Annotated in this window: 17 protein-coding genes; 14 read left to right on the forward strand and 3 right to left on the reverse strand. The window is 37.2% G+C overall.

Features of this window, described 5'->3' with window-relative positions; genetic code table 11:
• Window positions 1-103 precede the first annotated feature (103 nt).
• The 9 genes from A1704_RS17590 to A1704_RS17630 all read left to right on the forward strand — a co-directional run bounded on the left by A1704_RS17590 (window position 104) and on the right by A1704_RS17630 (window position 10161).
• Window positions 104-1255 (forward strand): homogentisate 1,2-dioxygenase, encoded by a 1152-nt coding sequence (locus A1704_RS17590; protein ID WP_062675375.1) that lies wholly within the window; start codon window positions 104-106, stop codon window positions 1253-1255.
• Between the two features lie 171 nt (window positions 1256-1426).
• Window positions 1427-2938 carry a succinate CoA transferase gene (locus A1704_RS17595; protein ID WP_047424366.1) on the forward strand — a complete coding sequence of 504 codons (1512 nt, stop codon included), beginning with the start codon at window positions 1427-1429 and terminating at the stop codon, window positions 2936-2938.
• Window positions 2939-3157: 219 nt separating this feature from the next.
• Window positions 3158-4432, forward strand: coding sequence for an acetyl-CoA hydrolase/transferase family protein (locus tag A1704_RS17600; RefSeq protein WP_062675376.1), 1275 nt, complete (start codon window positions 3158-3160; stop codon window positions 4430-4432).
• A gap of 140 nt (window positions 4433-4572) precedes the next feature.
• Entirely contained in the window at window positions 4573-5364 is a 792-nt protein-coding gene (locus A1704_RS17605) for a hypothetical protein (RefSeq protein WP_062675377.1), read from the forward strand.
• Window positions 5365-5602: 238 nt separating this feature from the next.
• A complete protein-coding gene (gene hppD / locus A1704_RS17610; protein ID WP_062675378.1) occupies window positions 5603-6733 on the forward strand; it encodes a 4-hydroxyphenylpyruvate dioxygenase in 1131 nt (376 codons plus the stop codon).
• A 69-nt stretch (window positions 6734-6802) separates the two neighbouring features.
• The gene (locus A1704_RS17615) at window positions 6803-7264 is read left to right on the forward strand and encodes a hypothetical protein (RefSeq protein ID WP_062675654.1); all 462 of its coding nucleotides are present in this window, start codon (window positions 6803-6805) and stop codon (window positions 7262-7264) included.
• A gap of 52 nt (window positions 7265-7316) precedes the next feature.
• Window positions 7317-8564, forward strand: a complete 1248-nt coding sequence (fahA, locus tag A1704_RS17620) for a fumarylacetoacetase (RefSeq protein ID WP_062675379.1) — start codon at window positions 7317-7319, stop codon at window positions 8562-8564.
• 162 nt (window positions 8565-8726) lie between these two features.
• The gene (locus tag A1704_RS17625; protein WP_062675380.1) at window positions 8727-9548 is read left to right on the forward strand and encodes a flavin reductase family protein; all 822 of its coding nucleotides are present in this window, start codon (window positions 8727-8729) and stop codon (window positions 9546-9548) included.
• 13 nt (window positions 9549-9561) lie between these two features.
• Complete coding sequence (locus A1704_RS17630) at window positions 9562-10161, forward strand: hypothetical protein (protein ID WP_062675381.1); 600 nt, start codon at window positions 9562-9564, stop codon at window positions 10159-10161.
• A gap of 53 nt (window positions 10162-10214) precedes the next feature.
• Here the strand turns inward: A1704_RS17630 and A1704_RS17635 are convergent, their stop codons facing one another.
• On the reverse strand, window positions 10215-10718 hold the full coding sequence (locus A1704_RS17635) for a hypothetical protein (RefSeq protein WP_062675382.1): 504 nt from the start codon (window positions 10716-10718) through the stop codon (window positions 10215-10217).
• A gap of 48 nt (window positions 10719-10766) precedes the next feature.
• Complete coding sequence (locus A1704_RS17640; protein WP_062675383.1) at window positions 10767-11609, reverse strand: alpha/beta hydrolase family protein; 843 nt, start codon at window positions 11607-11609, stop codon at window positions 10767-10769.
• Window positions 11610-11670: 61 nt separating this feature from the next.
• Between A1704_RS17640 and A1704_RS25050 the strand changes: the two genes are divergently transcribed.
• From A1704_RS25050 to A1704_RS17665, 5 genes are all read left to right on the forward strand, one after another.
• Window positions 11671-12927, forward strand: a complete 1257-nt coding sequence (locus A1704_RS25050; RefSeq protein ID WP_062675384.1) for a PKD domain-containing protein — start codon at window positions 11671-11673, stop codon at window positions 12925-12927.
• Between the two features lie 15 nt (window positions 12928-12942).
• Window positions 12943-13716 carry a HipA family kinase gene (locus tag A1704_RS17650; protein ID WP_062675385.1) on the forward strand — a complete coding sequence of 258 codons (774 nt, stop codon included), beginning with the start codon at window positions 12943-12945 and terminating at the stop codon, window positions 13714-13716.
• Entirely contained in the window at window positions 13703-14086 is a 384-nt protein-coding gene (locus tag A1704_RS17655; RefSeq protein WP_062675386.1) for a DUF3037 domain-containing protein, read from the forward strand. Before A1704_RS17650 ends, A1704_RS17655 begins: the two co-directional genes overlap by 14 nt.
• A gap of 21 nt (window positions 14087-14107) precedes the next feature.
• Window positions 14108-15142 (forward strand): alpha/beta hydrolase, encoded by a 1035-nt coding sequence (locus A1704_RS17660; protein WP_062675387.1) that lies wholly within the window; start codon window positions 14108-14110, stop codon window positions 15140-15142.
• A 193-nt stretch (window positions 15143-15335) separates the two neighbouring features.
• Window positions 15336-17177, forward strand: coding sequence for a carbon starvation CstA family protein (locus tag A1704_RS17665; protein WP_174525204.1), 1842 nt, complete (start codon window positions 15336-15338; stop codon window positions 17175-17177).
• 219 nt (window positions 17178-17396) lie between these two features.
• On the opposite strand, the gene A1704_RS17670 is transcribed toward A1704_RS17665, so the two are convergent.
• Window positions 17397-20165, reverse strand: coding sequence for a TonB-dependent receptor plug domain-containing protein (locus A1704_RS17670; RefSeq protein WP_062675388.1), 2769 nt, complete (start codon window positions 20163-20165; stop codon window positions 17397-17399).
• Between the last annotated feature and the right edge of the window lie 251 nt (window positions 20166-20416).

The raw sequence follows: 20416 nt of genomic DNA on the forward strand, positions 1-20416 counted from the left end.
AATCTAACAATTATTTTTCAAATACAAAACTTAATCCAGAAAATATAGGTTGAGCCAATTCATGAAAAATGATTAAATTTGAGAAACTACATATGAAAGTAAAATGAGATATCATCAATTGGGAAATATCCCACAAAAAAGGCATACGATCTTTAAGTCTCCGGAAGATAAATTTTACTATGAACAGCTTTTCGGTACAGAAGGCTTCCATGGTATTTCTTCTCTGTTATATCATATCCACCGCCCTACACAAATCAAATCTATCGGTGAGCCGAAAGATGTTACTCCAAAAATCGCTGTGGAAAAAAATGTGGCTCCAAGAATGTTTAAGGGAATGAACGTCACTCCTGAAGATGATTTTATGGACAGCCGAAAGATCCTTTTGATGAACAATGACCTGAAAATGGGATTGGCAAAGCCAAGAAAATCGATGGATTATTTCTACAAAAATGCAGAATGTGATGAGCTTTTGTATGTTCATAACGGAGCCGGAATCTTAAAAACATTTGTGGGAGATCTTGAATTCGAAACCGGAGATTATCTTATTATTCCGAGAGGAACCATTTATCAGGTAGAACTGAAATCTGATGATACAGTCTTTTTTGTACTGGAAAGCCACTCTCCTATTTATACTCCGAAAAGATACAGAAATGAATTCGGACAGCTTTTGGAACATTCGCCATTCTGCGAAAGAGATATCATTGCTCCTACTTACAGAGAACCCATAGACGAAAAAGGAGAATTCCTTATTAAAGTAAAAAAAGAAAACCAGATTACCGACTTCATCTACGCTACTCACCCGTTCGATGTCGTGGGCTGGGATGGCTATTTTTATCCTTATAAATTCAATATTAAAAACTTCGAACCTATTACGGGAAGAATTCACCAACCGCCACCGGTTCACCAGAATTTTGAAGGACACAATTTCGTAGTGTGCTCATTCTGTGCAAGAATGTATGATTATCATCCACAGGCTATTCCTGCTCCGTACAACCACTCTAATATTGATTCTGATGAGGTATTATTCTACACAGAAGGTGATTTCATGAGCCGTAACCACATTGATTTAATGGACTTTACCCTTCATCCTGGCGGAATTGTACACGGACCTCACCCTGGTGCTATGGAAAGAAGTATCGGCAAAAAATTCACGGAAGAATATGCCGTAATGGTAGACCCTTTCCGTCCGTTAAAAATTACAGAGGAAGCTTTAAAAGTAGAAGATCCTTCTTATAAAACTTCATGGTTAGAATAAATCATTAAAAATTATCAAAAAGTATTACTGAATACATACAAAAGACGCTTTAAATCCTTTATTTAAAGCGTCTTTTTTTGTAAATTTGTGAGGTATGGTTAACATATTGACCATCATTATTTTTCATATCGCATCCTAAGTAATGGTGGTTTAAAACAAAATCAATATTACATGTTAGAAAGAATCAGATTAGAAAGTTTACACCAAAAGGTAACCACAGCCGAAAACGCTGTAAAAATCATTAAAGACGGTATGACCATCGGGTCCAGCGGCTTTACAAAAGCAGGTGACAGTAAAGCCATTTTACCGGCATTGGCTGAAAGAGGAAAAACAGAAGACCTTAAGGTCACTTTGATGACCGGAGCTTCACTGGGGCACGGTACCGATGGAAAACTGGCCGAAGCCAATGTTCTGAAAAAAAGAATGCCATTCCAGGTAGACCCTATCTTAAGAAACAAAATTAACAACGGTGAAATTCTCTTCATCGACCAGCATTTAAGTGAAAGTGCCGAGCTTCTTCACACCAAAAATCTCCAAAGCATTGATGTAGCCATTATCGAAGCGGCTTATATTGAAAGAGACGGAAGCATCGTTCCTACTACTTCTGTAGGAAATTCTGTGACTTTTGCGGCTTTGGCTAAAAAGGTTATTATTGAAATCAATACGGAAGTTCCTGAAGAAGTTTATGGAATCCATGATATCTACCAGGCCGAAGATTATCCTTACAGAAATGTTATTCCGATTGTTGCGCCATGGAACAAAATCGGGAGAAAAAGCATTCCTGTAGATCCTGAAAAAATTGAGGCTATCGTATTTACCAACCGTAAAGACAGTCCGGCTGATATTGCAGAACCTGACGAAAAAACTACAGCTATTGCCAAACATCTTCTTGCCTTTTTTGAAAATGAGGTCCTTCTAGGACGCCTTACAGACCGCTTACTTCCTCTGCAGGCAGGTATCGGTAAAGTAGCCAACGCTGTTCTGACAGGGTTCAAAGACAGTAATTTTTATGATCTGACGATGTTTTCCGAAGTGCTTCAGGACAGTACATTTGATCTGATCGATTCCGGTAAGCTAAGTTTTGCTTCGGCATCATCCATTACCGTTTCTCAGGAATGCTATGAAAGAGTATTAGGAAACCTTTCAAAATATAAAGACAAATTCGTTTTAAGACCTCAGAATATTTCAAATACTCCGGGATTGATCAGAAGGTTAGGAGTAATAGCTATCAATACAGCTATTGAATTCGATATTTATGGAAATGTAAACTCCACTCATATCGGAGGAACCAAAATCATGAACGGAATCGGAGGTTCCGGAGACTTTGCAAGAAATGCTTATTTAAGTATTTTCGTAACTCAGGCTGCTTCAAAAGGCAACAATATTTCCCACGTCCTTCCAATGGTTTCTCATACCGACCATACAGAACATGATGTGGATATTCTGGTAACAGATGTTGGTTTGGCTGACTTAAGAGGATTAGCGCCAAGAGAAAGAGCTCAGAAAATCATCGATAATTGTGTTCACCCGGATTATAAAGAAGAACTACAGTCTTACTTCGACAGAGCTTGTGAAAGAGGAGGTCATACCCCTCATTTATTGGAAGAATCTTTCAGCTGGCATTTACGATTTGCAGAAACCGGAAGTATGAAACAGAAAACTGCAGTAGAAACTGCTAATTAAGATTTTTATCAAAATAACAGATAAAACAAAAGGACTGAATGCCAACACATTCAGTCCTTTCTATTTTAAATCAAAGGTGGTTTATTGATATGATAAAAGTCTGTTCAATATCCTCAAAATATTTATATGAATATAAAATTATAAAGATTATCTTTGAAAGAAGAGCGGTATTTTTTTGAATTATAAAATTATCTTAACACCTTTTTAAAAAGACAAAATATGAATAATTACATCAGCGCAGAAGAAGCAATATATACGATAAAAAGCGGTAACCGTGTCTTTTTTCACGGTAGTGCCTGTACTCCCAATTATCTTATTGATGAACTGGCAAGACAGTCTAATCGTTTGCAAAATGTGGAGATGGTTTCCATTACCCAGCAGGGAAATGTGGAAATCGCAAAACCACAATACAAAGACAGCTTTTTCATTAACTCCTTATTTGTTTCCACACCTGTGCGTGATGCTGTGAATTCTGACCGCGGAGACTTTGTTCCCGTTTTCTTAAGTGAAATTCCTATTTTATTCAGAAAAAATATTCTGCCTCTTGATGTAGCTATTGTTACGGTTTCTCCACCCGACAAACACGGTTTTTGTACGTTGGGAACTTCTGTGGATATTGCGAGAGCCGCTGTAGATACGGCAAAAATCATTGTGGCCATCGTTAACCCAAGAATGCCGAGAACCCACGGGGACGGAATGATCCACATCAGCAGAATCCACAAGCTGGTTTGGCATGAAGAGGAACTCCCAACAGTAGATTATGGTTCCAAAGTAGGTCCTGAAGAAATGCTCGTAGGAAAAAATGTAGCAGAGCTTATTGAAGACAGATCGACCATTCAGATGGGAATTGGAACCATTCCTGATGCCGTGTTAAAATGCCTTACCAATCATAAAGACCTTGGAATTCACACAGAAATGTTAAGCGACGGTGTTATTGACCTGATTCAAAATGATGTAATCAACAATAAATACAAGGGTTACAACGATAATAAAACCATCACAAGTTTCTGTTTCGGAACCCGGAAACTCTACGATTATGTGGATGATAACACTGTTTTTGCTTTCAGGGATGTAAGCGAGGTTAATTTTCCTATCAATATCATGAGAAACAAAAAGATGGTAGCCATCAATTCTGCCATTGAAATAGACCTTACAGGCCAGGTGTGTGCCGATTCTATCGGAACACTCCAGTACAGCGGAATTGGAGGTCAAATGGATTTTATGCGCGGTGCAGCTTTAAGTGATGAGGGAAAACCTATCATAGCCATTACCGCAAGAACAAAAAAAGGAGTTTCCAGAATCGTTCCCTTTCTTAAACAAGGCGCTGGTGTAGTTACTACAAGAGGGCATATTCACTATGTTGTAACTGAATACGGAACAGCTTATCTGTACGGAAAAAACCTTCGCCAGAGAGCACAGGAACTTATCAGCATTGCCCATCCGGATGACAGAGAAATGCTGGAAAGAGCTGCTTTTGAAAGATTTAAACACTGATAATCAAATTATAAACTCCTTACAACCTCCTTTTTTAATTGAAACTTTAAAACAAATTTTGAATTTAACATCATAGAATCATATGAAAATATTAATTTTTTGGCAGTATATTTGATAAAATTCATTCAAAAACAAGGAAATTGAAAACTATATATAATTCGATACGAGACGAAGTGGTAAAACATTCCAAGGTGAGGAATTCTGTTTTGGGGAATGTGAATGAATGGAAAAGAAGCCATTATATTATTCTTTCCGAAATTATTAAAGATGAGCTTTCTGAAGCTGAAGAACTGAAAGGAGGAAAAAAATTTGAAATCGGAAATACCATTTCTCATGTTACTCTTCAGCGTTTTTTTGAAAATGATTATCAGGATAAAACCCATAGTGACCTCAGATTTCTTAAAACACTTGATAAAATCTGCATCTTCTTAGGATATAAAGATCTTAATGATTACATCCTTACGATAAGATATAAGAAAGTTGACGACAAAGAAATTGATGACCAGTCCTATCTAACCCAAATGGTTTATGATTATTGTGCATCGGCTTTTGAGTTTTATAAGCTATTCCCCGTTCACAATACCGAACTTTTAAAAGGTCTGGTATTTGAAGATTCTCCTTTTTTAGAAAGGGCTTCACAATTCAGTAAAGAACTATGTGACAGGGATTTCCACCTGGTAACAAAAAATAACAGATCCAACTACGAAGTATTTGATATCCATGTGGTTACTGATGAACCTGACAAAAAAATTCTGGAATCACAGGAATTCTGGAATCTTCTGTTTAAAGTAGGAGAAACCGGAGAAGAACATTTTGTCAATCAACTGAGTACACAAATTTATTTTATCAAAAAAATAAATAATACCTGGAAAATCTGGGACAATTATAATCCTGATGCAGGAATGCTCAACAGAAAAATTGAAACAACCTAAAATAAGAAAGCCGTAGAGAGTATCTACGGCTTTCATGTTTCGAAATATTTTTTTTTCACTTGTCTTTTGTATAACAAATGTAGGCAGATGATTTTAGACTTATGAAACTTAAATATACTTAAGTAAACTCTTCTTTAACGTTATGTTAAATATATTCAATGAATCCTTGGGAATATTTTCGCCATATCTAAGAATTTTGTAATTTGCATACCAATAAAATAAAAGTAAAAGAGAAAATATGTCAACACTTACATTTGCCGAGAAAATAGCTCAAGCAGAAAATTTCTTACCGATTAACGGTACAGATTATATTGAGTTTTATGTAGGAAATGCAAAACAGGCTGCCCATTATTACAAAACCGCTTTCGGTTTTCAGTCTGTAGCTTATGCGGGTCCTGAAACAGGAGTAAGAGACCGTGCATCTTATGTGCTTCAACAGGGAAAAATCAGATTGGTATTAACAACAGGACTTAAATCTGACTCTCCTATCAGCGAGCACGTAAAAAAACATGGTGACGGAGTAAAAATTTTGGCACTTTGGGTAGATGACGCTTATGCAGCTTTCGAAGAAACAACTAAAAGAGGTGGAAAACCTTATTTAGAGCCTGTAACGTTAACTGATGAGCATGGTGAGGTAAGAATGTCCGGTATCTATACATACGGAGAAACCGTTCACATGTTTGTGGAAAGAAAAAATTATAACGGAGCTTTCATGCCTGGTTATGAAAAGTGGGAAAGTGATTATAAGCCTGAAGAAGCAGGTTTATTATACGTAGACCACTGTGTGGGAAATGTTGACTGGAACAGAATGATCCCAACTGTAGAATGGTATGAAAAAGTAATGGGATTTGTAAACATCCTTTCTTTTGATGACAAGCAGATCAACACAGAATATTCTGCATTGATGTCTAAAGTAATGTCAAACGGAAACGGATATGCTAAATTCCCAATCAACGAGCCTGCAGAAGGTAAAAAGAAATCTCAGGTAGAAGAATATCTTGATTTCTATGAAGGTGAAGGAGTTCAGCACATCGCCGTGGCAACAAAGGATATTATCCACACCGTAACTGAATTGAAGAAACGTGGTGTAGAGTTCCTTTCTGCTCCACCGGAAGCTTATTACGACATGGTTCCTGAAAGAGTTGGTCATATTGATGAAGATCTTAAAAAACTTCAGGAGTTAGGTATACTTATTGATCATGATGAAGAAGGATACTTATTACAGATCTTTACGAAGCCTGTAGAAGACCGTCCTACTCTATTCTTCGAAATTATTGAAAGACACGGCGCACAGAGTTTTGGTGCCGGAAACTTCAAGGCATTGTTCGAAGCATTAGAAAGAGAACAGGAAAGAAGAGGTAATCTTTAATTTTACAATAAAATATAAGTTTTGTCAGAATACTGTATTCTGGCAAAACTTTTTTATAAAACACAGTATATGAGAAAACTTTTTATCGGGATTTTCCTTCTGGGAACCTTAGGGCTTAAAGCCCAATATGGAACTTTGAATGAAATCCTTAACCGACTTGAACAAAGAAAAGGCATCAATCAGCATCTTGAAAATGTAAATATTGACAACAAAAAGTTTGTTTTTATTAAAGATGAAGACGACCATACGGAGAGGGACTTTATTATTATCAAAGGGAATAATGCCACCTATGTAGAAGTTTTCGATGATAAAGCAACTGGAGAAAGCAGTTCCAATGTTTTCACCGGTGATATCATCAGGAAAAAAAATATTATTTCTTTAAGAGCAGACATGCTTGAAAACAAAAAAATCCCAATGCCTGTCACGAAGACTTTATTGCTGACACAACAGGACAATATTCTGTACCTTATTGATGTCAATACCAGAGACAGATGGATTGATGAAGCCTCTTACTCAAAAAAGACCAAATAAATGTTCCGGGGAATTCTCCGGATGATATTGAATCTAACTAAAATCTAAACTTATGAAATCATTTGTAGACTATTCCTCAAATTCGGATTTTTCTATACACAATATTCCTTTCGGAGTCGCAGTTTTTAACAAAGAATATATCGGATGCTGTACAAGAATCGGAGATCAGGTCATTGACCTTGCTACATTGTACGATCTTGGGTATTTTGAAGATATTGAAGGATTAGACGACAATGTTTTTGAAGCGTATACCATCAACGAATTTATCGAGCTGGGTAAACCTGTTACCAACGCTGTTCGTACTAAAATCCAAACCTTATTACAGGAAGGATCAATTTTATCAAAAGATCAGAAAACTATTGAAGAAGCTTTCTATGACCTGGATAAAGTAAAAATGATGATGCCTGTGCACATCCCGAACTACACGGACTTCTACAGCAGCATCGAACATGCTACCAACGTAGGAAAAATGTTCCGTGACCCTGCCAATGCTTTATTACCCAACTGGAAACATTTACCGGTAGGTTACCACGGAAGAGCATCTTCTATCGTAGTATCCGGAACGGAAATCAACCGTCCTAAAGGTCAGATGAAGCCTGCAGATGCAGACAAACCAGTTTTCGGACCATGTAAACAACTGGATTTCGAACTGGAAATGGCCTTTATCATCAATAAAAATACAGAGATGGGAGAAAGTATCTCTACCAAAGATGCAGAAGATGCCATCTTCGGAATGGTTGTTTTCAATGACTGGTCTGCAAGAGATATTCAATCCTGGGAATATGTTCCGCTAGGGCCATTCCTTGCGAAAAACTTCGGTTCATCCATTTCTCCATGGGTGGTTACACTGGAAGCTTTGGAACCATTCAGAACTGCTTCTCCAGTGCAGGATCCTGAGGTTTTAGAATATTTAAAATTTGAAGGTGATAAAAATTACGATATCAACCTTGAAGTATATATCCAGCCTGAAAACGGAGATCAGAATCTGATCTGTGAAAGCAACTACAAACACATGTACTGGAATATGACCCAGCAACTGGCACACCATACCGTAAACGGTTGCAACGTAGAAGTTGGTGATATGTACGCCAGTGGAACCATTTCCGGAAGTGACCCGAAATCTTTCGGTTCTATGCTTGAACTTACATGGAGAGGACAAAATCCTTTATCATTAAGCAACGGTGAAGAAAGAAAATTCATCGAAGACAATGATACGGTTACCATGAAAGCATGGGCTGAAAAAGATGGTGTAAGAGTAGGTTTCGGGGAAGTTTCCGGTAAAATCATTCCAGCACTTTAATTTTTATCTAAATTTTAGCTCTGCACAATACTACTATTAAACCTTATAGGTTTTGAAAACCTATAAGGTTTGGTGGATGACATCGCTAGAAATATACTGCTTAACAGTTAGTATTCGAAATGTCATGCTGAGCGGAGTCGAAGCATCTTTTAAAGTAAAAACATGAAAACAGTAATCCCCTCCGAGATAACCTCCGTACAACTGCAGACCATTATGCAGACGGCCGTTTCACCACGACCGATTGCACTGGCATCTACTGTAGATAAAGACGGTAATAATAACTTATCTCCGTTCAGTTTTTTTAATATGTTCAGCACGGTTCCTCCGATTCTGATTTTTTCACCATCGAGAAGAGTTCGTGACAATACTACCAAACATACACTGGAAAATGTTCTTGAAGTACCTGAAGTAGTCATTGGAACAGTAAACTTTCCGATTGTACAACAGATCTCTTTAGCATCTACAGAATACGAAACCGGAGTGAATGAATTTATCAAATCCGGCCTTACCATGAAAGATGCAGATCTTGTACAGCCTAAGCTTATTGAAGAATGCCCTGTTAACTTTGAATGTAAGGTTTTAGAGGTAAAATCATTGGGTGATCAGGGCGGAGCAGGAAATCTGGTAATCTGTGAAGTTCAGAAAATCCATATCAGAGAAGAATATTTGAATGAAGCAGGAAATCTGGATCAGAAAAAACTGGATATGGTAGCCCGTTTAGGCAGCAACTGGTATTCCAGAAGCAATGAAAACAGTCTTTTTGAAGTACCCAAACCTTTGGTAACAAAAGGAATCGGTTTCGATCTGCTGCCAGATCCTATTAAATACAGTAAAGTCTTTACAGGAAATGACCTTGGAATGCTTGCCAATACGGAAGTATTACCAGCCGGAGACTTTCATGCCGATGAAAACATCCATCTAGATGCCCAGAAATTACTTCTGGAAAGTAAAATTGAAGAAGCCTGGAAGATTTTAATTAAGTAGTCTGAATTTATAGATGAAAAAATATATATTCTTCCTTTTTCTCTTAATCACCTTACAGTCATGTTATTATCCTGTAAGAAAAGATTACGGGATTTACAGCAAATCATTGGTGTTTTCGAAGGACAAAAAGTGGCTGATTAACAACATCAAAACGGATGTAGATTCGCACCACCGGGAAATGATGAGCAAGGAAGCATTTCAACTATTCCAGGATTTAAGCAATGGCAAAGCCTTTGACTTAAAAACGGCAAAAGCAGAAAATATCATTCAGAATAGTATTCCTTTTGATCCGGAAACTGAAGATCTTGAGGTATTGAAAAGAAATTCTGATTTCAATTTCCTGGTAAACATCTACACCATGAAAGTGCGAAACGGTCTAGACAATTCAATGGGAACGCAATATGAATATAAAAAAAATGAAACTTTTGCAACGATGGATGTCTATGATATCAGCACTATGAAGAAAATATATTCTCTCAAAGCATATTCAGAAGTTTCGGTGGAAAAAGATCAAAAGGTGACTATCTTTGATCCTTCAACAGAAATGATGACTATGAAAAACTTTCGAAGTCTTTTAAAGGCAGTAAAAAAGAACGCTGTTAAAACGAACTAAAGATATCTATCGATCATCAATAAAAAAGGAGTGAAAGTTTCACTCCTTTTCTGTTATTTGGATTTAAGCGATTCTGAAACAGTAATTTTTCCTTTTTCTGCAAATTCTGTTGCTTTACCGTTTTTATCAATAGAAATATTCAGGTTGTCATTTTTAGCATCATAGTAAATGCTTGTGTCATATCCCGGACAGTCGTGTTGTTTGCATCCAGTCAGTTTGTAGATTCCATTTTCTGATGCAATAGGACTTTCCACGTTGAAATTCTTTACCATTTCATCATACTGAGCACCGGTAAGTTTTTTCAGTCTTTCTGAAATACCTTTATCTTCAAAGAATTTAATATCATGAGGATATTTACCCACGTTTTTGGTAATAACATTATCAGGAGCAGAAGGAGCTGCAGTTGCCGCTGAATCTGCTTTTGGAGTTGTTACGGAATCCTTAGGCATTACGGTTGCCAAAGTATCACTGCTTACAGAAGATTCGGTTTTTGTTTCTTTTTTACATGAAACAACACATAGTGAAAGCGCAAATGCGCCTGCAATAATTTTTTTCATAAATATATTTTATGGTGGTTACTATATAATAACGTAGTTTTAAATGTTTTATTTCAATTTTTCTTTGATAAAATCAATGCATTTTTCAGTTACAGTATGGAGATCTTTTGGTAAATCATTTCCTTCCCATGGTTCTTTTCCCCCGAAAGTATGGTTGGCATTTTCAATCAGAAAAAGCTCAGAATTAGGGTGAAGAATATGAAGATGTTCTGCCTGCTTCACCTCTACCGCTTCATCTTCTGTTCCATGAATAATCAGCATATGAGCTTTAGCCATTTCTGTAGCTCGTTCTACATCAAAACGGTGAATATCCTTTTCATAGTCTTCATAAAACTGATAATAATGAGGCATTTCCTGTTGTGTACGCCCATTTAAAGCATAATAAACACCATTATTTTTCCAGTTCTCCAAGGCTTCTCCTTTTGGAAAACGATTTAAAGTATCCACACTAGCCAACGTAATCAACCCGTTAATCCTTTCATCTTCAAAAGTTTTAACAATAGAAATTCCTCCTCCTCTGCTGTGCCCGATCAGCACAATCTCTTCATCATCCACATGGGGATCTTTACTAAAGTGATCAATTACCACTCCAAGATCTGAAAGTTCTTTAGAATAATTATTCTGCCCAAAAGCTTCAAGATCTCCGAAGTTGAACGGATCATCAGTTGTAGTCCCGTTATGTGAAAAATTAAACTTGACAAAGAAAAAACCTGCTTCCGCAAACTTTTCAGCCATCAGATTCCAGGCTCCCCAATCTTTATACCCTTTATATCCGTGAACAAATATGATCAGGGGACGTTTTTTTTGACTGTCTTTATAAAAAGCATCAGCAAGAAAACCTTTTGTTTCTTTATTTTCTAAGTATATATTCTTTTCTATAATCAAATTCATAAAACAAATGGGTTTTACTTAATATTATTTATATTTATAGGATGAATTCAAACTGAAATTTATGAAAAAAACTCTACTTTTTTTATCTTTAATTACATTTTCTTTCATCCTGAGCCAGACGACCAAAAGGGTATTCTTTATTGGAAACAGTTATACTTATGTTAACAATTTACCTGGCCTTATTCAAAGCATTGCTGCATCTAATGGTGATGTATTCGAACATCACAGCCAGACTCCGGGAGGTGCTACCCTGCAGGATCATGCCAACAATCCGAATGTCACTTCAGATATTAATCAGGGAAACTGGGATTACGTGGTTTTACAGGAACAGAGCCAGCTTCCTTCGTTTCCCGATTCACAGGTACAAAATCAGGTGTATCCTTATGCTCTTCAGCTTTCCAATTTAATTAAAACAGCCAATCCTTGTGGAAATGTTATTTTCTATATGACCTGGGGCCGTAAAAATGGTGATGCAACCAACTGTCCAGGACTTCCCACAGTCTGCACATATCAGGGAATGGACACTCAAATTTATAACCGTTACATGGAAATGGCGATGAACAATGAAGGTATTGTCTCTCCTGTAGGTAAAGTCTGGAGAACGATCAGAGAACAAAACCCAGCAATTGAATTGTATGATCAGGATGAATCGCACCCGAGCTACATTGGTTCTATGGCAGCTGCGTATACATTTTATACGATTATATTCAAGAAAGATCCTACCCAGACTCCTTTTAATGGAAATCTTACTCCGGCACAGGCTCAACTGATCAAAGATATTGTGAAAACAGAAGTGTATAACCAGCCTGATAAATGGTATGTAACCAACAATGATGTTCACAGCAGATTTACTTATCAGCTTACCGGAGCAGGAAACGTTCAGTTTACGAATGCAACCCAGAATGCGGCCAATTATTCATGGGATTTTGGTGATGGAACGACTTCTACGCTGGAAAATCCGACACACACCTATACTGTGGGAGGAAGTTATCATGTAAAACTTACTACAGAGGCCTGCGGAGCAACTACGACCAAAACAAAACTGGTTGTTGTAAGCACATTACATACAGCAGAAACAACTATAGAAAATGGAATTCAAATCTATCCAAATCCTGTTCAAAACCTTATTTACATTGTTTCTAAAAAGAAATTTGAAGTAATTTCCCTTACAGAAGCTTCAGGAAAAATCATTCCTCATCATTTGAATAAAACAGAGACTGGCTACAGTATTTCACTTCAACATTTGACCAGCGGAGTTTATTTCCTGCAATATAAAACAGGAGAAAAGGAATTCACTAAAAAAATTATTAAAAAATAAGCTTATTTTTGCTGCATGCAGAATTTAAGAACTGTAACCGTGATGCGTTACATTCTGCCCTTGAGAGAAGGAGGATCTCTTCCGGCTCTGGCAGAAGCTGATGATGATTTCAAATATGTTTTAAAATTCCGTGGCGCAGGCCATGGGGTAAAAATGCTGATTTCCGAACTGTTGGGCGGGAAAATTACCGAAGCTTTGGGACTTAAAATTCCTGAACTTGTTTTCGTTAATCTTGATGCTGATTTCGGAAGAACGGAAGCCGATGAGGAAATACAGGATCTTCTGAAGTTTTCTGAAGGTCTGAATCTTGGGTTACATTATCTTTCCGGTTCTATTACATATGATCCGGGAGTAAGTGTGGATCCGCTTCTTGCTTCAAAAATAGTATGGCTGGATGCATTCATTACCAACATCGACCGTACTTTTAAAAATACCAATATGCTGATGTGGCATAAAGAACTTTGGATCATCGATAATGGTGCTTCGTTCTACTTTCACCACTCATGGCAGAATTTTGATGCAGCGGCCAAAACGCCTTTCAAATATGTGAAAGATCATGTGCTTCTTCCTAAGGCCAAAATGCTTGATGAAGCGGATAAATTTGCCCACGAAGTTTTGAATGACACTCTTTTCAGAAATATTGTCAATATGATTCCTGAAGACTGGTTACACTGGAATGATGCTGACGAAACGCCAGAAGAAATCCGTGAGATCTATTTTCAGTTTATGAAAACCAGATTAGAAAATTCTCAAATCTTTGTAAACGAAGCGAAAAATGCAAGAGGATAAAATATATGAATATGCGGTAATACGCCTGGTACCTAAAGTTGAAAGAGAAGAATTTTTCAATATCGGACTGGTGATGTTTTCCAAGAAGGAAAAATTCATCAGAGTGGAATTCTATTTATGTCCGGACAAATTTAAACTGATGCACAGCAAACTGGATTACGATGATATCATCCACAATCTTGAAAGCTTTCAAAAAATTGCTAACGGTGAGAAAGATGGCGGTCCTATTGCTTTTCTTGATATTCCGGAACGTTTCCGATGGCTGACAGCGGTAAGAAGTTCTGTAGTCCAGACCTCAAGACCTCATCCGGGAAAATCAAAGGATCTGAATGTCACTTTTGGTAAGCTTTTTGAGGAGTTAGTAAAGTAACACTTTTCTTAAAAATTTATTATGAATTTATCGACAAACAACATATCAATCTACAGGTTTTTCACAAACCTGTTTTTTGTTTTAATTATAGGATTTTCTAATTTATTTTTTTCACAAGAATTACCGTTAAGACCAAACAAAGCTTCTGCTATAAAAAGTACATTACTTCCTGAAATTGCAGCAGTTTCCGAAGATATCGTCTACAAAACAAACAAAAAGGGGAAACCTCTCGCTCTTGATCTCTATACTCCCAAGAATGCCACCACTGAAAAGCTTCCGGTATTGATCTACGTTCATGGAGGCGGATGGGTAGAAGGTGACAAAGTGGTAAATGCAGATAATTATCTTGAAACGACTGTAAAAAAACTGATAAACAAACAATATGCGGTGATCAGTATTAATTATACGCTTTTAAGTGACAGCATTCATTTTCCTTTGCCTCTGGAAGACACCAAAGATGCCATAAGGTGGGTAAGAAAAAATGCAGAGAAATATCATTTCGACCCCAATAATATCGGGTTATTCGGGGCTTCTGCCGGAGCTCATCTTTCTCTGATGGCAGCCTATACACCAGACAATACTTATCTGGGTAATCCGGAACTTTCCTCTTATTCGGCTAAGGTGAATTATGTGATTGATCACTATGGCCCTGCAGACCTCAACAAACTTTTCCACACCAAATTAGGCACAATCCCGGTAGCACTCATTGGATTAATGTCCAAAAAAATTGTCGGTTTACAGGAGAATCTTGTCAAAGGAATTTCCGGGTTTGATATCAGAAAAAATCAGGACAGTGCTATTGACTATCTTAAAACGATTTCCCCTGCCTATTTTGTTTCCGGAGGAGTTCCAACTTTGATTGTTCAGGGGAATAATGATAAAATTGTCCCTTTAAGCCAGTCTAAAAAGCTTCACAGAAAATTAAACAGAGCTAAAATACAGAACTCATTGATCGTCGTTGATGGCGGAGTCCATGGCTTTGGCACCACTGATAAAGCTTATCTGGATCAAATTACGGATCAGATGGTGGAATTCATTCTTTCACAGAAGAAGTAATATACATACTCTCATCAAAACACAATTCAAATAACTATAAATCAAAACATTAACACATACAAATATAATAAATTTGCTAGATTGATATACATATTGATATTTTTCATTGAGAATTAATTACCTTGGCTATTGTTTAAATTATTAACAACAAAAGTACCAATAATTTAATTTTTCATCAACAAAAATAAAGAATATGGAATCTTTAAACAATATCAACGCACTTACGCTCATCTTTGTATCTGTTCTTCTTTTTGCGATAGCTTACCGCTTTTATGGTATTTTCATTGCCAATAAAGTTCTCAGGCTCAATGACGGAAATACGACACCTGCTGTAGAATTTGCCGACGGTAAAGATTACGTGGCTACCAATAAAAATGTACTTTTCGGGCATCATTTTGCGGCTATTGCAGCTGCTGGTCCTTTGGTAGGACCTGTTCTTGCTGCGCAGTTCGGATATCTTCCGGGAGCTTTATGGATATTGATAGGATGCGTACTGGGAGGTGGTGTTCATGATATGATTGTGCTCTTTGCTTCAGTGAGACATAAAGGGCAAAGTCTAGCCACGATTGCTTCCAAAGAAATCGGGAAAGCAACGGGTACGGTGGCGGGTTTTGCAATCCTCTTCATTTTGATTCTTACGCTGGCAGGTTTATCTTTGGCTTGTATCAACGCGATGCACGAAGCTTCATGGTCTCTTTTTACAGTAATCATTACGATGCCTATTGCTATTATTATGGGATTGATTATGCGTTATAAAAAGAACAGTGTCCTGTTTGCAAGTATTCTGGGAGGAATTCTTCTGATTGCAGGGATTATTGGAGGACACACTCTGATGCAGAATCCTACGATGAATGGTTTATTTTCCTGGGATATTAAAACGATTTCTATAGCGATTCCTCTCTATGGTTTTATTGCTTCTGTATTGCCGGTATGGCTTCTCTTGGTTCCGAGAGATTATCTTTCAACTTATTTAAAAATCGGAACCATTATCATGCTGGCTATAGGAGTAATCGTTATCCATCCTACGATACAGATGCCTGCTATCACAGCTTTTGTTAATGGAGGTGGGCCTATTATTGGCGGGCCGGTCCTTCCTTTTATTTTCATTGTAATTGCGTGTGGAGCGATTTCCGGATTCCATGCGGTGATTGCTACGGGAACCACTCCAAAAATGTTGAATAAAGAAAGGGAAATTCTTTTTGTTGGTTACGGAGCAATGCTGGTAGAAGGTTTTGTCGCATTAATGGCACTTATTGCAGCATGTACGCTGATGCCTGGTGATTATTTTGCGATCAATACTCCCAAAGAGGCTTATGATTCATTTCTGGCAGCTCATCCTTCTTTGCACGGAGTAGATATTGATTATTACTCACAGAAAATAGGTATTGATCTGTACGGCAGAACCGGAGGTGCTGTATCTCTGGCCGTGGGAATGGCCCATATCTTTAATAAAATTCCATATATGGATCAGCTGACGGCTTATTGGTATAATTTTGCCATTATGTTTGAAGCGGTATTTATTCTTACTGCTATTGATGCAGGAACCAGAGTCGGACGTTTCTTTTTACAGGAAATGCTGGGGTCCGTAGTTCCAAAATTCAATGATAAAAACTGGATTCCGGGAATCATTATCAGCAGTCTTCTTTTCACCTTTGCCTGGGGATATCTGGTGTACACCGGAAATGTGAACAGTATCTGGCCGTTATTCGGAATCAGTAACCAATTGCTGGCAGCCTGCGGGCTTATTGTCTGTACGACGATGCTGATCAGAATGAACAGGGGAAAATATGCTTTATGTTCGGCTATTCCAGGGGTGTTTATGGCTGGAATTACCTTTTGGGCCGGTTATATTCAGGTGACAGCCATTTATATTCCTAAAGGACAGTATTTACTGGCTGCTTTAGCGGTAACAGCCATGGTTCTGATGCTTATTGTATTTGCAGGAGCTTTCAGAAAGTGGTATCAGCTTCTTCAAATCAAAACAACTGAAATTGACCATTATGGTGAACCAGTGAAAGAACTGGTAGAAAGATAAGATTCAAATTTTTTAAAGAAAAACCATTAAGGAGGATTGAAGAAATAAAGTATAGTTAAGATGAATCTTTCTGATTCTTAAGCTTAAAGCGAATCTTATCTTAATACTCGTACACTCTTATTACATCTTAATGGTTCAAAAATAAAAGTTTAATTCATATTACATAAAGAAAAAACAGTTCAGGATTTCTGAACTGTTTTTTTTATGCATTTGTTTTATTTAAAAATTGAAATTCAATCTTGCAAAAACATACCTTCCATTCTGCCCAAACTGTGAAGTAGATCTTGAATAGATGAATTGGTCATTATTGGTAGAAGCAGTAAGGTTTTTCGTTGGATAGATATCAAACAAATTGTTTACTCCCAAAGTCAATCCTACATTTTTGGTAAACTGATAAGCAGCAGATAAATCCGTAATGATCTTATCTCCGATCTGCTGGTGTTCATTAAAATCAATAATTCCGTCTCCGTTTACATCAATAATATCGGCTCCTGTTACTTTTCCGAAATAGGTATTTCTCAGATATAAACTTGCATTCTTCCATGAAAGCGTATGAGAAAGACTGGCTTTCACTCTCGGTACTGCTTCTTCCAGATACACTCTTGATTTCTCAGAGAAATATACCTTCTCCAATTGTGGAGACTGCAGAAGTCCTGCAGAATGGATATCACCAACCTGTTTTGTTTTATTAAGGTTAATGGCAAAATTGTTATCCAACTTAAATCCAGAGAATCTGGTATTATGTGAAATTACAATGTCAACTCCTTTTGTTTCCGTATCAATGGCATTCGTAAAGAACTGCGCTGCATTGATTCCTAACTGATCATAAGCTTCCTGTGCTTTCTGAGGAACATTCGCTTTTAAGAACTGGTCTGTAAGAATAATACGGTTGTCAATTCTCGTGAAATATCCGTCTGCTGTAAAGGTAAGACTCGCTGAAGGAATTCTGTACGTAAATCCTACACTTGCTGATTTGGATGTTTCCTGCTTCAGTTTTGGCATATCCAGTAATCCTGCCAGCTGAGAATCATTACTGAATGTTCCTACTTCCAAAAGCTGATTATTCGTAAATAATGTAGAGGTTACATTATAATAAATCTGGTGGATTGATGGCGCTCTGAATCCTGTAGATCCCGCAAATCTCACATTGAAATTAGGCGCTACTTTGATTCTTGAAGCCAGTTTATAATTGAATGTAGACCCGAAATCCGAATAGTTTTCATATCTGGCTGCTGCATCTACTAACAACCAGTTGGTAAAGTTGAATTCCACATCTGCATAGGCTGCTACTGACTGTCTGTTTTTATCGACTGCATTTCCAGGTTTAAACCCGTTGAATACCTGAGAACCTCCCGGAAGCGATGCTCCAAAAAAATCTGTAGGTCTTACAGAATTTCCGTTCCAAACATTTCCAGAAACATCATAGGTCGCATAAGAAGCTTCTTCTCCCTGGGTAATTTTAAAATTCTCATAACGGTGTTCTCCGCCGAAGGCAACGTTAATCCCTTCCCATACATCATATTTTTTAGAGAAATCTAAATTGATGGTATTCTGAGAAAACCTTAAACCTCCTGCATTAAACTCTCTTGGTGAAGCAAAACGCAAAGAAGTATTTCCTGTATTCTGAATATTATAGGTAAATGAATTCTGTCCGTATGTATTACTGAAATCAATATTCCAGCCTTCCCATTTTCCTTTGATTCCAGCTGCTAATGAGATATCCTGAATATCTGTTCCGATCTGTGGAAGGTAACCATTAGGATATAATCCTGTAAAAGTTCTGCTTTCACTTGGTCTTCTGTAAAATCCTCCGGAAGTTCCGTGTCTTATACTATAACCTCCAAAAGTATATACTTTCCAGTTGTCACTTACAGGAATCTCAGCATTCACAAAAAGCTGGTGATTGTTAAGCTTAGACTGCCCTACCTGCATATTAAAATCCTTTCTTGTCTGTCCTCTGTAAGCCAATTCCTGATCAGTGATATAATTAAGTTGATCTCTTGTAAAATTGGCAGATTTCAAAACATTCTGTAGCGCAGAAATGGTATTCGCTCCCTGGATTGAATTTTGCAAATCCTGAGAAAAATAATTTACATTCTGTGCATACTGATGGATATAATTCACAAGCTGCTGTGAATTGGGAGTATTATAGATATTCGTAAAAAGAGATGAAAGGTTCACTCCGTCATTCAAAGCACGTTGTTCAATGGCGTTATAAGCATTGTAAATAGGACCACTTTCTGTTCCTGCTCTGTACGTTGGATTTCTGAATTGTGAAGACCATGTAATATTAAAGAACCCTCCTTTGGTTCCGATTTTATTCCCATAGTTTAAATCCAACTGAATATTTTGTCCGTCAAAATCTCCGGTGTGGTCATTAGCTGTTGGTGTAAGATTTCCTCCATAGCTTATCTGTCCTGCCAGTTTTCTTGTATCTCTTTTCAGGTCAAGGTTGATAACACCGGCAATAGCATCAGATCCGTATTGTGCAGCCGCTCCATCTCTTAATACTTCTATTCTGTTTAAAGCAAAAGAAGGAATGGCGTTCAAATCTGTACCAACAGTTCCTCTTCCGGGTGTTCCGTTGACGTTCACCAATGCTGAAGTATGTCTTCTTTTTCCATTCACCAAAACCAAAACCTGATCTGGTCCTAAACCTCTCAGCTGTGCAGGATCCAGGTGATCTGTTCCATCTGAATTCGTTTGAATGGTAGAAGTAAATGAAGGAGCAACCGCATTAAGAATTTGTCCGATATTGGTTTGTGGAAGGATAATAGAAGATTCTTTTACATTGAATACATCTACAGGAACCGGACTGTCTACTTTAGATCTGGCACCGGCTCTTGAACCCAGTACGACTACTTCTTCTACAGTATTGGTTTTTATGGTGTCTTTATTTGCTTTTATGCTGTCTTTTTCCTGTCCATAAGTAAATACACCGAGGAAAAATAAAACAGAGGCCGAAAGAATAGTTTTCTTATTATTCATAGTTTAGAATTTGATTAACATTTATGTTTTTACAAGGTGCAAATGTAAAATTTATTTATTAGTCTACAAAATATATAGACTTTGTTTTTGTAAAAAACTATTATCGTTTCTTTCTATCCCTCATTTAAAGTTATGATAAATTAAGGAAACATTCGTAAAAAACATTGCTTTATAGAAGATTAAATTCATAATAAATATTGAAAAATGTTACCCACGCAAAGAAATAAACTGCTTATTGATTATTCTTCCGG

The organism is Chryseobacterium cucumeris (assembly GCF_001593385.1).
Taxonomy (GTDB): Bacteria; Bacteroidota; Bacteroidia; order Flavobacteriales; family Weeksellaceae; genus Chryseobacterium; species Chryseobacterium cucumeris.

What these genes read in the sequence shown, in the direction of transcription:
- A1704_RS17590 (WP_062675375.1), top strand. Translation starts at nt 104, where the DNA reads ATGAGATATCATCAATTGGGAAATATCCCACAAAAAAGGCATACGATC.
- A1704_RS17615 (WP_062675654.1), top strand. Translation starts at nt 6,803, where the DNA reads ATGAGAAAACTTTTTATCGGGATTTTCCTTCTGGGAACCTTAGGGCTT.
- A1704_RS17630 (WP_062675381.1), top strand. Translation starts at nt 9,562, where the DNA reads ATGAAAAAATATATATTCTTCCTTTTTCTCTTAATCACCTTACAGTCA.
- A1704_RS17600 (WP_062675376.1), top strand. Translation starts at nt 3,158, where the DNA reads ATGAATAATTACATCAGCGCAGAAGAAGCAATATATACGATAAAAAGC.
- A1704_RS17650 (WP_062675385.1), top strand. Translation starts at nt 12,943, where the DNA reads ATGCAGAATTTAAGAACTGTAACCGTGATGCGTTACATTCTGCCCTTG.
- A1704_RS17635 (WP_062675382.1), bottom strand. Translation starts at nt 10,718, where the DNA reads ATGAAAAAAATTATTGCAGGCGCATTTGCGCTTTCACTATGTGTTGTT.
- hppD (WP_062675378.1), top strand. Translation starts at nt 5,603, where the DNA reads ATGTCAACACTTACATTTGCCGAGAAAATAGCTCAAGCAGAAAATTTC.
- fahA (WP_062675379.1), top strand. Translation starts at nt 7,317, where the DNA reads ATGAAATCATTTGTAGACTATTCCTCAAATTCGGATTTTTCTATACAC.
- A1704_RS17660 (WP_062675387.1), top strand. Translation starts at nt 14,108, where the DNA reads ATGAATTTATCGACAAACAACATATCAATCTACAGGTTTTTCACAAAC.
- A1704_RS17665 (WP_174525204.1), top strand. Translation starts at nt 15,336, where the DNA reads ATGGAATCTTTAAACAATATCAACGCACTTACGCTCATCTTTGTATCT.
- A1704_RS17640 (WP_062675383.1), bottom strand. Translation starts at nt 11,609, where the DNA reads ATGAATTTGATTATAGAAAAGAATATATACTTAGAAAATAAAGAAACA.
- A1704_RS17625 (WP_062675380.1), top strand. Translation starts at nt 8,727, where the DNA reads ATGAAAACAGTAATCCCCTCCGAGATAACCTCCGTACAACTGCAGACC.
- A1704_RS17595 (WP_047424366.1), top strand. Translation starts at nt 1,427, where the DNA reads ATGTTAGAAAGAATCAGATTAGAAAGTTTACACCAAAAGGTAACCACA.
- A1704_RS25050 (WP_062675384.1), top strand. Translation starts at nt 11,671, where the DNA reads ATGAAAAAAACTCTACTTTTTTTATCTTTAATTACATTTTCTTTCATC.
- A1704_RS17670 (WP_062675388.1), bottom strand. Translation starts at nt 20,165, where the DNA reads ATGAATAATAAGAAAACTATTCTTTCGGCCTCTGTTTTATTTTTCCTC.
- A1704_RS17655 (WP_062675386.1), top strand. Translation starts at nt 13,703, where the DNA reads ATGCAAGAGGATAAAATATATGAATATGCGGTAATACGCCTGGTACCT.